The organism is Pseudomonas extremorientalis, from assembly GCF_024584605.1.
Classification (GTDB): domain Bacteria; phylum Pseudomonadota; class Gammaproteobacteria; order Pseudomonadales; family Pseudomonadaceae; genus Aquipseudomonas; species Aquipseudomonas extremorientalis.
Genome location: NZ_CP089519.1, coordinates 995974 through 1011293, shown reverse-complemented (window position 1 = coordinate 1011293; position 15320 = coordinate 995974). Strand labels below are relative to the sequence as shown.

The window sequence follows — 15320 nt, the reverse complement described above, 5'->3', positions numbered from 1 at the left end:
AACACGCTCAGAGAGAAAAATCCTATATGACCCTTCCCACGTCGATACAATTTGTACGCCTGCCCCCACAGACCATGCCTACCGTCCAGGAGCACACCATAGATGACTCCAGACAACTGCCCGCCTCGCCCGGACGGATCACGGAAGTCTATGAAACAGTCGACGCGTCCCACAGTAGCCAAAGCGTTGAACGCCTTATAAAAAATGCCAGCCAAACCATCCTGACGCCGGCACAGGAAACCTCACAAATAATTGCGCAAGCGTTGCGCAAAAAATTCAACCTGCAGCTGAACCCCGACCATACCTATATCGTAACGACCAACTACGACACCACCAAACCGGCACCGCCGGATGGCAAGATACTCAACCAAATTAGCCTGACCGAGGCCGCACTGACCAACGTACGCAGGAAAAACAATGACGATGAATCGCCTACCGGACTGGCGCGGACGCACCCGACAGCCTCAAGACTGTTGAATATTCTTCATTCCTTTCCTCTCGTGTCAGCCATCCAGACGGCCCACGATCTCATGAACCCGACATACGAGTACGTCGTTCGAGGCACAGACACCTCAAAGGACTCAGTACCGAATCTGTCGTCAAAGGTCTCGCTTACGCCACAACAATTTCGGGATCTGGTATGGGAAACCGAGCTGATTACGCCTTACAAATCCTACTTGGACACGTTCTGGGCAACCCATGAAAAACCCTACGAGCTACTCACCAAGATAGCCCTCGTTCAAGCTGCCCTTGCACAGCAAAAGGACGGTAGCCTGAGCAATGAAGAAACCCGCCTGGTCCTACGTGCATCGGGCCTTCAACCTGGAAAGCCTTGGTCTGAAACCAGTGTCAAGAACCTGGAAGCCCCGTATGCCAAGGACCCCGACGTCGACGTTGGTCTACTGTCGATCAATGGCGACGTATCTACCGACCTGCTGTACATCATCGACAAAAAGACCCGCCTGGACAGCCACGGCAAACCGATTAAAACCACCCTGCTGCATATTCCGGGCAACTCATCACCGCTGCACAGGTTTGATAACCCCGAAGCCATGAAAACCTGGCTGGCCGACCAGGCGGCTGACCCGATCAAGCGGACGGCGTTGCTTAACCACTTCACCAAAAACGACCAGGACGACAAGTTTTTTTCTGACGGTGTGAAGCAGTCCCTCGTGGGACTGGGTGGCTGGACCGAAGCACAAAAACCCAATGCGCTGGGCTTTACCTCACTCAGTGATTGGGATCCTCAGCGCTATATCGCTCTGGAGCCCCTGAACGGCGACCCGTTCAAGGCCATGACCCAGCGTCAAAAAGAGCGCGCCTACGCCGACGCCGATCACGACATCACTACCGATGGCGATGTAATCAAGGACGCCGCACTGAAACTGGCAGAGGCCGCTACTGCCACAGCGTTGCTGCTGACCCCATTGGCGTTTGTCATGCCGGAGGTAGGCCTGGCGCTGGATGCGATCTACACAGGGGCCGGTATCACAGAGGTGGGCGTCGGTATCGATGATCTGGCCCACGGCAAATCCCGCGGGACCGACCGGATCGTGTTTGGCGTGCTCAATGCAGTGCCCGGTATCGCCGGCAGCGCATCCAAGCTCGACAGCGGGACGGCGTCGATTGAATCGGCGGTGGCAGACGAGGCTATAAAAGCCCCCAACAGCCCTCCAACCGAAGACGTGACAACGCCGGCACCCACCGAAGCCGCCAATCGCCTGCGCCCCTCTGAATCTAACAACATCAGTGCCCATGCCGTCGAAGACGGCGAAAGGCTTATAGAGCACGCAACGAAGAACGCCAACAACATCTATCACCTCCGTGACGCCGACGGCCTGGACCGGTGGTTCATTCGACACACCGATCATTCGGAGATAGAACGGGTATATGAACTCAAAAGCAATTTTAAACTCACCGATCACTACGCCGAAATTATTGACCCCACCTCCAGACAATCGATCATGACTGTGCATCTCGACAAGGAGGGCATTTGGGTACAACTGGACAAAGGCGCAGGTATAAATTTCCCATGGAATGCCAGTAACTCCTCTGCCAAAGCTCAACTTGCGCAAGACATCAGCCGGATAGACAAAGACGAAAATGCCCTGAGTAGCGCAGAGCGCGAGCGGGTGCTGGACGAGTTGACCCGCTTGACGCAGACGTCCAGGGCTGAAGATTACGAGAGCCTGAACGAGTACACCGAAGCCGGTTCGGGCGAAATCAATGAAATCCTTCGCACGGAGGCCGATCCAAGCAAGTACCCACCGAATGTGAGCGAATTCCTGTCCGACCTGGATGAACAAGCCGAATACAGCGGCAAGGCCTTTCGCTACGCCTTTGTTACATCGGAGGGCGCTGACAAACTCAAAAACGGTGTTGGCAGAGTATTCAGGGACAGCGGCATCCAATCGGCGTCAACCCAGGCCTTCAACGCCAAGGGCTGGGCAACCTGGGCAAAAGACACGCTGCCCGTAAAAAACCGCCAACCGGTAATTTATATCTTCGATGAATCGATTGCCAAAAAGAACCTCTCCAGCAGCATCCTCCCTGACCACGTTGCGATCGAACCGCAAGCCTCACTCCAAGTGAGCGCTGCCAAGATAAAAGACGGTATTTTGTATGTATCCTTCAAAGCCCCGGCCAAGTTGCCGGATCAGCGCTATAACCTGTTCGACGGCCGTGTTGCCTTTCCCTACTGAGTAACCACTCTGGCGAAGAAAAAGCCCGGAAAGTCCGGGCTTTTTTGATCCAGCATTGCTCAACGCCGTACCGGACGCTTCTGCAACTTGCGCTGCAAGGTACGGCGGTGCATGCCCAGGGCGCGAGCGGTGGCGGAGATATTGCCTTCGTGCTCGGTCAGCACGCGCTGGATGTGCTCCCATTGCAGGCGGTCCAACGACATCGGGTTTTCCGGCACCAGGGTGTCGAGGTCGGCGTGTTCGGAGAGCAAGGCGGCCAGCACATCGTCGGCGTCCGCCGGCTTGCACAGGTAGTTGCAGGCACCGCGCTTGATCGCCTCGACGGCGGTGGCAATGCTGGAGTAACCGGTGAGGATCACCACGCGCATTTCCGGGTCGAGTTCCAGCAGCTTGGGCAGCAGCACCAGGCCGGAATCGCCGTCCATCTTCAGGTCGAGCGCGGCGTAGTCCGGCAGGTCGGCCTGGGCGATGGTCAGGCCCTCTTCGGCGGAGCCAGCGGTGCTGACGCGGAAACCGCGACGGCTCATGGCGCGCGCCATCACGCGGGTAAAGGTGGCATCGTCATCTACCAGCAACAGGTGCGGCAGTTCTTCGCCTTCGACTTGGATCTCGTCACTCATCGATATCTCCTCGTGCGACACGGGGCAGGCGCAGCTCGGTGAGCGTGCCACCTTCCTCATGACTATAGAGCTTCACTGAGCCGCCCGCGCGGGTCACGCTGGCCTTGCTCAAAAACAGGCCAAGGCCGAAGCCTTTGCCCTTGGTGGTAAAGAAGGGCTTGCCGATCTGCTCGGCAATGGCCAGCGGCACACCTGCGCCGTGGTCGCGAATGCTGATGGTCACGTCTTCGGCATCCCAGTCCAGCTGCACACCCAGGCCTTCAGGGCAGGCGTCGGCGGCATTGTTCAACAGGTTGAGCAGCGCCTGGGTCAGATCTGGTGGTGGCGCCATGCGCGGCACCGTGCCCTGCCCTAATAGATGAAAACGGTAACTGGCTTCGGGGCGCATCAGGTGCCAGCGGTTCAGGGCTTCATCGAGCCATTGGGTCACGTCCTGCATCTCTACCGCCAGGCGGCGATTGGCCTCGGCGGCGCGTACCAGTTGCTGCAAGGTCTGCTTGCATTGCTTGACCTGTTCGCGCAGCACGCCGAGGTCTTCCTGCAACGCCGGATCGTGGTGGTCCTGGGTCATTTCGTTGAGCAGCACGCTCATGGTGGCCAACGGTGTACCCAATTCATGGGCAGCGCCGGCGGCCTGGGTAGCGACAGCCAGCAGTTGCTGATCGCGCAGGCCTTCTTCACGGCGAATGGCGCGCAGCTCTTCCTGGCGGCGCAGTTCTTCGGCCATCCGTGCGGCGAAGAAGGTGATGACGGCGGCGGACAGCGCAAAACTCAGCCACATTCCGTAGATCTGCAGGTTTTCCCGGGCGATGGGGAAGGTTTGCAGCGGGTAGAAGCGCGCCAGCAACAGGGTGTAGAGGGTCAGGGCGATGCCCGACAGCACTACCGAATACCGCCACGGCAAGGTCACGGCGGCAATGGTCAAGGGCACCAGGTAATAAGAAACGAACGGATTGGTGGAACCGCCGGAGAAATACAGCAACACACTGTGGATAAACAGGTCGCAAGCCAATTGCAGGGCGTACTCCAACTCGGTCACCGGCCAGGTGGTGCGCAACCGGATAGCGGTGAACACACACAGCACGATGGAGAAACCCAGGGTCACGCCCAGTTGCAGCCACGGCAGCGGCAGCAGGTCGAACCAATAGGCGAGCCCGACGGAGCCGGCCTGTGCGGCCAGCACCAGCGTGCGGATGAACGTCAGGCGCCAGAGGTTCTGGCGGGTGGCGGAAGTCAGTTTTACGGCGGCGAGCATGAGCTCTCCCGGTGAGCGCTGCAGGCGGATCGGCAGGAGTATAAACGAAGCAGGCCCACCGGCACGGCGCGTGTGGCTCTTTGCCGCAGGCCGGGCAAATGACCGTTCGTCGGCATCGCTACAACATGTAGGTAATGTGTAAACCCGAAGAACCCGGTGCCACCGTCTACAGTCATACCGAACACGATCACCTCAAGGAGCTTTCATGTCTCGTTTCACTCGCAGTGCAGCTGTTATCACCCTCGGCGTCGCCACCCTGGCCAGCCTTCCGGCCGTGGCCGCCGAAGGACTGAACTACAACCAGATTTCCCTGCGCGCCGAGGTCAGCCAGGAAGTGGCCCGCGACAAGATGATCGTTACCCTGTACACCGAGTCCCAGAACAGCGACCCGGCCAAGCTCGCCGCCGAAATCACCACCACCATGAACAAGGCCCTGGGCCAGGCCCGCGAAGTCAAAGGCGTAACCCTGCGCCAGGGCAGCCGCAACAGCTACCCGATCTACGACAACAAGAACCAGAAGATCACTGGCTGGCGCGAGCGCGCCGAGCTGCGTCTGGAAAGTGCGGACTTCCCGGCGCTGTCCAAGCTCACTGGTGAACTGCAGAGCACCCTGAAAATGGAAAACATGGAGTTCTCCATCGCCGACACCACGCGCAAGTCCAGCGAAGATGCGCTGCTCAAAGATGCAGTCGCCGCATTCAAGGCTCGCGCCCAACTGGCCACCGATGCGCTGGGCGGCAAGGGCTACAAGATCGTCAACCTGAACTTCAACACCAATGGCTACCCGATGCCTTACGCCCGTGGCGGGATGATGATGAAAGCCGCGATGGCTGATTCAGCCCCCACACCTGAAGTGGAAGCCGGCACCAGCCAAGTCAACATGAGCGCCGATGGCGTGATTGAAGTGCAGATGCCGTGACCCCTACCTGATAGACCTGAACGGCGTTACCCTCGGTGGCGCCGTTTTCGTTTGGGCAGCTTATATACACCTGCCACTTCAGGGGTCTCCATGGAAAGAATTGCCTTAAAACCGCTCCTCCTCGCCGCCGGACTGCTGGCCTTCATGCCAGTGGCCCACGCGGCCAGTACCCTGGTCTATTGCTCCGAAGCCAGCCCCGCCGGCTTCGACCCCAGCCAGTACACCAGCGGCACCGATTTCGATGCTTCGGCCGAGACCGTGTTCAACCGCCTCACGCAGTTCAAGCGTGGCGGCACCGAAGTCGAACCTGGCTTGGCGACAAGCTGGGACATTTCCAAAGACGGCCTGACCTACACCTTCCATCTGCGCGATGGCGTCAAGTTCCACACCACCGATTTCTTCACCCCTACCCGCGATTTCAACGCGGATGATGTGCTGTTCACCTTCAATCGCCTGCTGGATGCCGACAGTCCGTTCCGTAAGGCCTACCCCTCCGAGTCGCCGTACTTCACCGACATGGGCTTGAACACCACGATCAAGAGCGTCGAGAAACTTGACGACCATACCGTGCGCTTCAACCTGAACAACGTCGATGCGTCGTTTGTGCAAAACCTGGCCATGAGCTTCGCCTCGGTGCAATCCGCCGAGTACGCCGCGCAACTGCTCAAGCAGGGCAAGGCCGAAGAGATCAATCAGAAACCGGTGGGCACCGGACCGTTTGTGTTCAAGCGCTACCAGAAGGATTCGCAGATCCGCTACGTAGCCAATAAACAGTACTGGAAACCCGAGGATGTGAAGCTCGACAACCTGGTGTTCGCCATCACCCCGGATGCTGCGTCGCGCCTGCAGAAGCTCAAGGCCGGCGAATGCCAGGTCAGCGGCTACCCGCGCCCCGCCGATATCGACGTGATGAAGCAGGACCCGAACTTGCGCGTGCTGCAGCAGGCCGGTTTCAACCTGGGCTTCCTGGCCTACAACGTGACCCACCCGCCGCTGGATCAGCTCAAGGTGCGCCAGGCCCTGGACATGGCCATCGACAAGCCGGCGATTATCAAGGCGGTGTACCAGAGTGCCGGACAATTGGCGCAGAACGCCCTGCCTCCGGCGCAGTGGTCTTATGACCCCACCCTCAAGGACGCCCCCCATGACCCGGTCAAGGCCAAGGCGCTACTAAAAGAAGCAGGGGTTGCACCAGGAACTACCATCAACCTGTGGGCAATGACCGTGCAGCGCGCTTCAAACCCGAACGCGCGCATGTCGGCACAAATGATCCAGCAGGATTGGGAGAAGATCGGCATCAAGGCCAATATCGTCAGCTATGAATGGGGCGAATACATCAAGCGCGCCAAAAATGGCGAGCATGAGGCCATGATTTATGGTTGGACGGGCGACAATGGCGACCCGGATAACTGGCTCGGCGTGCTCTACAGTTGTGCTGCGGTGAAGGGCAGCAACTACGCCAAATGGTGTAACCCGGCCTACGACAAATTGGTGCAGCAGGCCAAGGTCAGCAACGACCGCGAACAGCGCATCAAGTGGTATCAACAGGCACAAAAAATCCTTAAGGAACAAGTACCTATAACGCCTATTGCAAACTCGACGGTTTTCCAGCCCCTGCGCAAGGAAGTGCGGGACTTCAAGATCAGCCCCTTTGGCCTGACACCGTTCTACGGCGTGAGTCTAGATAAGTAACAGAAGCGCCCCAACCGAGTGCACCAGACGCCTCGGCTGGGTCTTTTTGGTGCGACGGATGCACCGAAAAAACCCTCGAAATATACGCAAATATGTCGAAACTTTCATAATTGCGACATTCCTGTACGTTCGTACCACTGTTTCAGCCTCGCAACGGTTCAGCATCTTGCAATGGGTATGGCGCCTGCATAAGTATCCGCAGGCCGACTCACGAGGTCGCCCTCACCACCAAAAATGACAACAAATCATGAGGCCAACATGCTTAAACACGCAGTCATTCCGTTAATTGTTAGCGCTGGCCTTATGGCCGCAGCTCCTTTCGCCCAAGCGGCGACTAACCTGGTGTTCTGCTCCGAAGGGAGCCCGGCCGGTTTCGACCCAGGCCAGTACACCACCGGAACAGACTTCGATGCCTCGGCCGAAACCATGTTCAACCGCCTGACCCAGTTCGAACGCGGCGGCACCGCTGTGATTCCTGGGCTGGCTACCAGCTGGGACGTGTCCCCGGATGGCTTGACCTACACCTTCCACCTGCGTGATGGCGTCAAGTTCCATACCACCCCGTACTTCAAGCCGACCCGTACCTTCAATGCCGATGACGTGCTGTTCACGTTCAACCGCATGATCAACAAGGACGATCCATTCCGTAAGGCCTACCCCACCGAGTTCCCGTACTTCACGGACATGGGGATGGACACCAACATCAAGAACATCGAGAAAGTCGATGACCATACTGTCAAGTTCACCCTTGGCACCGTGGACGCCGCCTTCATCCAGAACCTGGCGATGAGCTTTGCCTCGATCCAGTCGGCTGAATACGCCGCCAAACTGTTGAAAGAAGGCAAGGCTGCGGACATCAACCAGAAGCCGGTCGGCACTGGCCCGTTCGTGTTCAAGAGCTACCAGAAAGACTCGAACATCCGCTACACCGGCAACAAGGACTACTGGAAACCTGAAGACGTGAAGATCGACAACCTGATCTTCGCCATCACCACCGACCCGTCGGTGCGCATCCAGAAGCTCAAGAAAAACGAATGCCAGATCACCCTGTTCCCACGTCCGGCCGACCTCAAGGCGCTGGAAGCGGACAAGGACCTGAAACTGCCGAACCAGGCCGGTTTCAACCTGGGCTATATCGCCTACAACGTCATGGACAAGGTCAAGGGCAGCGACCAGCCAAACCCATTGGCTGACCTGCGCGTACGCCAGGCGCTGGACATGTCGGTGAACAAGCAGCAGATCATCGATTCCGTGTACCAGGGCGCCGGCCAACTGGCCGTCAACGCCATGCCGCCGACCCAATGGTCGTATGACACCACCATCAAGGACGCCAAGTACGACCCTGAGAAAGCCAAGTCGCTGCTCAAGGAAGCCGGCGTCAAGGAAGGTACTGAAATCGTTCTATGGGCCATGCCGGTTCAGCGTCCGTACAACCCGAACGCCAAGCTGATGGCAGAAATGCTGCAAAACGACTGGAAGAAGATCGGCCTCAACGTGAAGATCACCAGCTACGAGTGGGGCGAGTACATCAAGCGCTCCAAAGGTGGCGAGAACCAGGCCATGATCATTGGCTGGAGCGGTGACAATGGTGACCCGGACAACTGGCTGAACGTGCTGTTCGGCTGCGACTCGCTGGCCGGTAACAACTTCTCCAAATGGTGCGACAAGAAATTCGATGGCATCGTGAAAGAAGCCAAGGCCACGTCGGACGTCGCCAAACGCACCGAGCTGTACAAGCAGGCGCAACATATCCTCAAAGATGCAGTCCCGATGACACCTATCGCGCACTCGACGGTGTATCAACCCATGCGCAACACCGTACAGGACTTCAAGATCAGCCCGTTTGGCTTGAACTCCTTCTATGGCGTGAGCGTAAGCGGCAAGTAAGAAGCCATGACGGCGACGTTTCATAACGTCGCCGTTATTGCATCCGCCTGGCCCGTAGGAAACAGACCACGCTCGCAATCGTTGCCTCCTACAGCAACGAACTGCGATGCACGGCGCCGTTGCCTACAGGGTCAATCCGATTTGGCGTATTTACTGCGAAGTCCGCGACCCATAACGTCGTAGGACAGCAGAGGCTCCAAACTCGGAAAGGCACTTGCTGCGTGTGGGATCAGTGATGTCCCCCTGGCTGAATGCCGGGGTGATTGCTCGCTGATGACAACTACAAACAAGGATCGGGATCGTCATGCGCCATACCACCGCTCTATCCGCAATTTTTGGTACCGGCCTGCTGGCTGCGGCCACAATGGGCCACGCCGCCGACAAGCGCAGCCTGGTGTTCTGCTCGGAAGGCAGCCCGGCCGGCTTTGACACTGCGCAGTACACCACCGCCACCGATAACGATGCGGCCGAGCCGCTGTATAACCGCCTGGTTGAGTTTGAAAAAGGCGAGACGGGTGTCGTACCTGCGTTGGCAACCAAGTGGGATATTTCGCCGGACGGCCTGACCTACACCTTTCACTTGCGTGAAGGGGTGAAATTCCACAGCAACAAGGAATTCAAGCCGACTCGGGACTTCAACGCCGACGACGTGCTGTTCACCTTCAACCGCATGCTTGACCCCGACCATCCGTTTCGCAAGGCCTACCCCACCGAGTTTCCGTACTTCAACGGGATGAGCCTGAACAAGAACATTGCCAAGGTCGCGAAAACCGACTCGCACACCGTGGTGATCACCCTGAACACGGTCGATGCCGCGTTTATCCAGAACATTGCCATGAGCTTCGCCGCGATCCTGTCGGCCGAATACGCCGAGCAACTGCTCAAGGCCGGCAAGCCCAGCGACATCAACCAGAAGCCGATCGGCACTGGCCCCTTCGTGTTCCAGCGTTACCAGAAAGATTCGCAGATCCGCTATGTGGCCAACAAACAGTACTGGGACCCGAGCAAGGTCAAGCTCGACCAGCTGATTTTCGCCATCAACACCGACGCCTCGGTGCGCGTGCAAAAACTCAAGGCCGGCGAATGCCAGGTGACCCTGCATCCGCGCCCGGCTGACGTCGACGCACTCAAGGCCGACCCGAACCTGAAACTGCTGACCAAGCCGGGGTTCAACCTCGGCTACATCGCCTACAACGTGCGCCACAAGCCGTTCGACCAGCTTGAAGTGCGCCAGGCGCTGGACATGGCGGTGAACAAGCAGAGCATCCTGAACGCCGTGTACCAGGGCGCCGGGCAATTGGCCGTAAACGCCATGCCGCCGACGCAGTGGTCCTACGACGAGACTATCAAGGACGCCGCCTACAACCCGGAAAAAGCCAAGGAACTGCTCAAGGCTGCCGGCGTGAAGGAAGGCACCGAAATCACCCTGTGGGCGATGCCGGTGCAACGGCCGTACAACCCCAACGCCAAGCTGATGGCCGAGATGCTGCAAAGCGACTGGGCCAGGATCGGCCTAAAGGTCAAGATCGTCAGCTACGAGTGGGGCGAATACATCAAGCGCACCAAGAACGGTGAGCACGATGTGAGCCTGATCGGCTGGACCGGCGATAACGGTGACCCGGACAACTGGCTGGGCACCCTCTACAGCTGTGACGCCATCGGCGGGAACAACTACTCCATGTGGTGTGACCCGGCGTACGACACGCTGATCAAGCAAGCCAAGGTCGTGACCGACCGCGAACAACGGACTGTTCTGTACAAACAGGCGCAGCAACTGCTTAAAGCGCAGGTGCCGATCACGCCCGTCGCCCACTCGACGGTCAACCAGCCGCTAAGCGCCAAAGTCGAAGGGTTCAAGGTCAGCCCCTTCGGCCGCAACGTGTTCTCGGGCGTCAGTATCACCCCATAAGAAAATAACCGGATTGCGCAGGGCGGCCCCCGCCTTGCTGCAAACGCGCGGCCTTTTGTTGGGATTTTTCCTACGCCAAACGTTTGCAATGGCTTGAACGAGTTACACACCCAATAGCCGGATCACCAAAAAAGACCGGCATTAAAAAGAGAACCAAAGGAGCTTCAACCCATGAAACTGAGCAGCAAAGCGCTTCTGGCCCTGGCCATCAGCAGCATCACGGCCACCGCCTACGCGGAACCCGCCAGCCAGGACTTCGTGCCGACCACGTTGGCCGGCACCAGCGCGCAAAGCGAGGCGAAAGGCTTCATCGAAGATTTCAGCCTGGGCGGCACCACGCGTAACTGGTTCTCCCATGAGAGCAAATACCGTGGCGGCACCTTCAGCTACAAAGAGCACGGCGTGACCAAGACCGACCGTAACCGTACCAACTGGGTACAGGGCACCATCCTCAACGCCAGCTCGGGTTTCACCCAGGGCACCGTAGGTGTCAAGACCGAAGTGGCGGTATACAACGCCCTGGTACTGGATCGCAGCAAGCGTGACATCAAGGGTGGTTCCAACCGTACCCTGGCTGACTCCGACGGCAATGCCGTAGACCAGTGGAGCAAACTGGGTCTGGCCAACGTGCAGTTCCGCGTGTCGAACACCACCTTGACCGCCGGTCGCCAGAACTTCAGCAGTGGCATCGTCGACACCATCGGCAACCGTGCGCTGCCTTCGAGCTTCGAAGGTGTAAGTTTCAACAGCGAAGAGTTCAGCAACCTGTCGTTCCAGGGTGGCGTGTTTGACCGCGTGTCGCCACGTACCGAGCAGAGCCTGTCGAAATTCCGTTCGGAATACGGCAATGGCACGCAGGAAACCGACAAGGTCTCCACGCTGGGCCTGAACTACCAGCCGCTGAAAAGCCTGAAAGTCAGCGTCTTCGGCGCCAACGTGAAGGACTTCTGGAACCAGTACTACTTCGGCGCAACCCACGAGCTGGGTGATGCACAGCAACTGGCGCTGACCACCGGTTTCAACTACTACAAGACTGTCGATGAAGGCAAAAAAGAGATGGGGGAAATCGACAACGATACCTACTCCCTGTCCCTGGGCCTGGCCCACCAGGCACACAGCCTGACCTTCTCCTACCAGGCGGTGAACGGTAACGAATACTTCGACTACCTGCACGAAACCAACGGCATCTACCTGGCCAACTCCCTGACCTCCGACTTCAACGGTCCGAACGAGAAATCCTTCCAGATCGCCTACGGCATCAACATGGCCGAATACGGCGTACCAGGCCTGAAGTTCAATATCTACTCCGCGCGCGGCTGGGGCATCGACGGTACCCACTACACCGGTAACAACGGTCGGGCCAAGTTCGCCTACGACGGCATCCAGAGCCAAGACGGCGAAAAACACCAGGAATACGGTGTAGGCGCCTCTTACGCCATCCAGAGCGGCCCGCTCAAAGCCACCGCGATTCGTGCAACCTACGTTGAGCACCGTGGCAGCGAGAACCAGTCCGACGGCAGCATTAAAGAGTTCCGCCTGGTCACCACCATCCCGTTCAACATTCTTTAATCAGCGCCAAGTAAGCGGCGGGCTCAGGACGAGCCCGCCGTCTACGCTTGTCTGGTCCCATCGATTGCAGAGGGCTCCGAATGAAATTGCTCCCACTACAAGCCGCCATGGCTGCCGCGCTGTTGAGCGTGGCCATCGGCGTTTCGGCCAAACCACTGGTGGTCTGCACCGAAGCCAGCCCGGAAGGTTTCGACCCGGTCCTGTACACCACGGCCGTGACGGCTGACGCCGCTGCTGAAACCATGTTCAACCGCCTGGTGGATTTCAAGCCCGGCACCACCGAAGTGATCCCCGCGCTGGCCAAGGCCCTGCCGGAGATCAGCGCCGATGGCCTGACCTACACCTTTCACCTGCGTGACGATATCAAGTTCCACACCACCGACTATTTCAAACCCACACGCAACATGAACGCCGACGACGTGCTTTGGAGCTTCCAGCGCCAGCTGGACCCGAATCATCCGTGGCATAAAAAGTCCCTCGTGGGCTATCCGTATTTCGAAAGCATGGGCTTCAAGGAACTGCTCAAGAGCGTCGAGAAGCTCGACGATCACACGGTTGTCTTCACCCTGACCCGTCCTGAAGCACCGTTTTTGGCCGACCTGGGCATGGCCTTCTCTTCGATCCACTCGAAGGAATACGCCGACCAGTTGCTCAAGTCCGGCAAGACTGAAGACCTCAACGCCAAGCCCATCGGCACAGGCCCGTTCGTCTTCAACCGTTATCAGAAAGATGCCCAGGCGCGATTCAAGGCCAACCCCGACTACTTCCGCGGCAAACCGGCGGTAGACCCGCTGATCCTGGCAGTCACCACCGACAACAACGTGCGCCTGCAGAAACTCAAGGCCAACGAATGCCAGATCGCGTTGTTTCCCAAGCCGGATGACATTCCAAGCATCAAGAAAGATCCGAACCTGAAAGTCGATGAACTGGCGGCGATGACCACCAGTTACACCGCGTTGAACACCACCCACAAATACATGAGCGATGCGCGGGTGCGGCACGCGATCAACATCGCGTTCGACAAGGCCGGCTATACCGAAGCCCTGTTCGGCAAAGGCAATGCGGTGGTAGGCACTGGCCCCTATCCCCCGACCTTGCTGGGTTTCAGCGAAAAACTGAAGAACCCGCCCCGCGATCTGGACAAGGCCCGCGCCCTGCTCAAGGAAGCCGGTGTACCGGAAGGCACCGAATTCACCCTGTTCACCCGCAACGGCGGTGGCCCGACCAACCCCAACCCGATGCTCGGCGCCCAGCGCATGCAAGCGGATCTCGCGCAGATCGGCCTGAAAGTGAACATCAAAGTCATGGAATGGGGCGAAATGCTCAAGCGTGCTAAAAACGGCGAGCACGACATGGTTTCGGCCGGCTGGGTCGGTGACAACGGCGACCCGGACAACTTCCTGACACCCAACCTGAGTTGCGACGCTGCGAAAAACGGCGAAAACTACGCACGTTGGTGTAACAAAGAGTTTCAAGACTTGATCGACAAGGCCCGCGCCACCGCTGAACCCGGCCAGCGCGCTGCACTCTATGAACAAGCACAGGACGTTTTCGAGAAAGACCAACCATGGCTTCCCATGGCTTACCCGAAACTGTTCACCTCCATGCGCAAGAACGTAGAAGGCTTCACCCAAAGCCCTCTGGGGACCAATAACTTCGCCACCACCCAGGTGAAGTAAATAAGAAAAACGCTCGGCGCCGTCGACATTGACGGCGCCGGACCTGCCTAACCGGCTGATTGAGGTACACGACAAGATGTTTAGTTTTATTGCCCGCCGACTGGGGTTATTGATCCCCACGTTTTTCGGCATCACGTTGCTCACGTTTGCGTTGATTCGCATGATCCCTGGCGACCCCGTCGAAGTCATGATGGGCGAGCGGCGCGTCGACCCCGAGATGCACGCACAGGCAATGGAACGCCTCGGCCTTAACAAGCCGCTGTATGCGCAATACCTGGATTACGTCGGCAAACTGGCCCAGGGTGACCTTGGCGAATCGCTGCGTACCCGCACCAGCGTGTGGACTGAATTCACCGCCCTGTTCCCCGCGACCCTGGAACTGTCCATGGCCGCCCTGTTGTTCGCCGGTATCCTGGGCCTGTTGGCCGGGGTGATCGCGGCCCTGAAACGAGGATCCCTGTTCGACCATGGGGTGATGGGCATCTCCCTCGCGGGATATTCGATGCCGATCTTCTGGTGGGGCCTGATCCTGATCATGTTCTTCTCGGTGAGCCTGGGCTGGACCCCGGTTTCCGGGCGTATCGACCTGCTCTACGACATCGAGCCGCGCACCGGCTTCATGCTGATCGACACGCTGCTGGCTGACGAGCCGGACGCGTTCTTCGACGCCCTGCACCACCTGATCCTGCCGGCCATCGTGCTCGGCACCATCCCGCTGGCGGTGATCGCGCGGATGACCCGTTCGTCGATGCTCGAAGTGCTGCGCGAAGATTACATCCGCACCGCCAAGGCCAAAGGCCTGTCGCCGACGCGCGTGGTGTTCGTGCACGGCCTGCGTAACGCACTGATCCCGGTGTTGACCGTGGTCGGCCTGCAAGTCGGCACGCTGCTGGCCGGTGCGGTCCTGACCGAAACCATCTTCTCGTGGCCCGGCATCGGCAAATGGCTGATCGAAGCCATTGGCGCGCGGGACTACCCGGTGGTGCAGAACGGCATCCTGCTGATCGCCTGCCTGGTGATCCTGGTGAATTTCGTGGTGGATATCCTCTACGGCTTCGCCAACCCACGCATCCGTCACCAGCGCTGAG

10 protein-coding genes are annotated in these 15320 nt (G+C 58.6%); 8 read left to right on the top strand and 2 right to left on the bottom strand.

From position 1 onward, the window contains the following. Positions 1-26 precede the first annotated feature (26 nt). Positions 27-2702, top strand: coding sequence for a dermonecrotic toxin domain-containing protein (locus LUU92_RS04385; protein WP_257103214.1), 2676 nt, complete (start codon positions 27-29; stop codon positions 2700-2702). A gap of 59 nt (positions 2703-2761) precedes the next feature. On the opposite strand, the gene LUU92_RS04380 is transcribed toward LUU92_RS04385, so the two are convergent. Beyond that, positions 2762-3322, bottom strand: coding sequence for a response regulator transcription factor (locus tag LUU92_RS04380; RefSeq protein ID WP_257103213.1), 561 nt, complete (start codon positions 3320-3322; stop codon positions 2762-2764). Next, positions 3315-4577 carry an ATP-binding protein gene (locus LUU92_RS04375; protein WP_058423028.1) on the bottom strand — a complete coding sequence of 421 codons (1263 nt, stop codon included), beginning with the start codon at positions 4575-4577 and terminating at the stop codon, positions 3315-3317. The genes LUU92_RS04380 and LUU92_RS04375 overlap by 8 nt, the downstream gene beginning before the upstream one ends. 205 nt (positions 4578-4782) lie before the next feature. On the opposite strand from LUU92_RS04375, the gene LUU92_RS04370 reads away from it, so the two are divergent. From LUU92_RS04370 to LUU92_RS04340, 7 genes are all read left to right on the top strand, one after another. Further along, on the top strand, positions 4783-5496 hold the full coding sequence (locus LUU92_RS04370; protein ID WP_071491113.1) for an SIMPL domain-containing protein: 714 nt from the start codon (positions 4783-4785) through the stop codon (positions 5494-5496). Positions 5497-5586: 90 nt separating this feature from the next. Beyond that, positions 5587-7188: an ABC transporter substrate-binding protein gene (locus tag LUU92_RS04365; RefSeq protein WP_257103212.1), complete on the top strand. Its 1602-nt coding sequence runs from the start codon at positions 5587-5589 to the stop codon at positions 7186-7188. A 258-nt stretch (positions 7189-7446) separates the two neighbouring features. Then, entirely contained in the window at positions 7447-9075 is a 1629-nt protein-coding gene (locus LUU92_RS04360; RefSeq protein WP_257103211.1) for an ABC transporter substrate-binding protein, read from the top strand. Positions 9076-9379: 304 nt separating this feature from the next. Beyond that, positions 9380-10984 carry an ABC transporter substrate-binding protein gene (locus tag LUU92_RS04355; RefSeq protein WP_257103210.1) on the top strand — a complete coding sequence of 535 codons (1605 nt, stop codon included), beginning with the start codon at positions 9380-9382 and terminating at the stop codon, positions 10982-10984. A gap of 171 nt (positions 10985-11155) precedes the next feature. Continuing rightward, positions 11156-12553 carry an OprD family outer membrane porin gene (locus LUU92_RS04350; RefSeq protein ID WP_071491109.1) on the top strand — a complete coding sequence of 466 codons (1398 nt, stop codon included), beginning with the start codon at positions 11156-11158 and terminating at the stop codon, positions 12551-12553. An 80-nt stretch (positions 12554-12633) separates the two neighbouring features. Continuing rightward, positions 12634-14232, top strand: a complete 1599-nt coding sequence (locus LUU92_RS04345; RefSeq protein ID WP_257103209.1) for an ABC transporter substrate-binding protein — start codon at positions 12634-12636, stop codon at positions 14230-14232. A gap of 76 nt (positions 14233-14308) precedes the next feature. Beyond that, complete coding sequence (locus LUU92_RS04340) at positions 14309-15319, top strand: ABC transporter permease subunit (protein ID WP_025856266.1); 1011 nt, start codon at positions 14309-14311, stop codon at positions 15317-15319. The last annotated feature ends 1 nt before the right edge of the window (position 15320 follow it).

What these genes read in the sequence shown, in the direction of transcription:
- LUU92_RS04385 (WP_257103214.1), top strand. Translation starts at nt 27, where the DNA reads ATGACCCTTCCCACGTCGATACAATTTGTACGCCTGCCCCCACAGACC.
- LUU92_RS04380 (WP_257103213.1), bottom strand. Translation starts at nt 3,322, where the DNA reads ATGAGTGACGAGATCCAAGTCGAAGGCGAAGAACTGCCGCACCTGTTG.
- LUU92_RS04375 (WP_058423028.1), bottom strand. Translation starts at nt 4,577, where the DNA reads ATGCTCGCCGCCGTAAAACTGACTTCCGCCACCCGCCAGAACCTCTGG.
- LUU92_RS04370 (WP_071491113.1), top strand. Translation starts at nt 4,783, where the DNA reads ATGTCTCGTTTCACTCGCAGTGCAGCTGTTATCACCCTCGGCGTCGCC.
- LUU92_RS04365 (WP_257103212.1), top strand. Translation starts at nt 5,587, where the DNA reads ATGGAAAGAATTGCCTTAAAACCGCTCCTCCTCGCCGCCGGACTGCTG.
- LUU92_RS04360 (WP_257103211.1), top strand. Translation starts at nt 7,447, where the DNA reads ATGCTTAAACACGCAGTCATTCCGTTAATTGTTAGCGCTGGCCTTATG.
- LUU92_RS04355 (WP_257103210.1), top strand. Translation starts at nt 9,380, where the DNA reads ATGCGCCATACCACCGCTCTATCCGCAATTTTTGGTACCGGCCTGCTG.
- LUU92_RS04350 (WP_071491109.1), top strand. Translation starts at nt 11,156, where the DNA reads ATGAAACTGAGCAGCAAAGCGCTTCTGGCCCTGGCCATCAGCAGCATC.
- LUU92_RS04345 (WP_257103209.1), top strand. Translation starts at nt 12,634, where the DNA reads ATGAAATTGCTCCCACTACAAGCCGCCATGGCTGCCGCGCTGTTGAGC.
- LUU92_RS04340 (WP_025856266.1), top strand. Translation starts at nt 14,309, where the DNA reads ATGTTTAGTTTTATTGCCCGCCGACTGGGGTTATTGATCCCCACGTTT.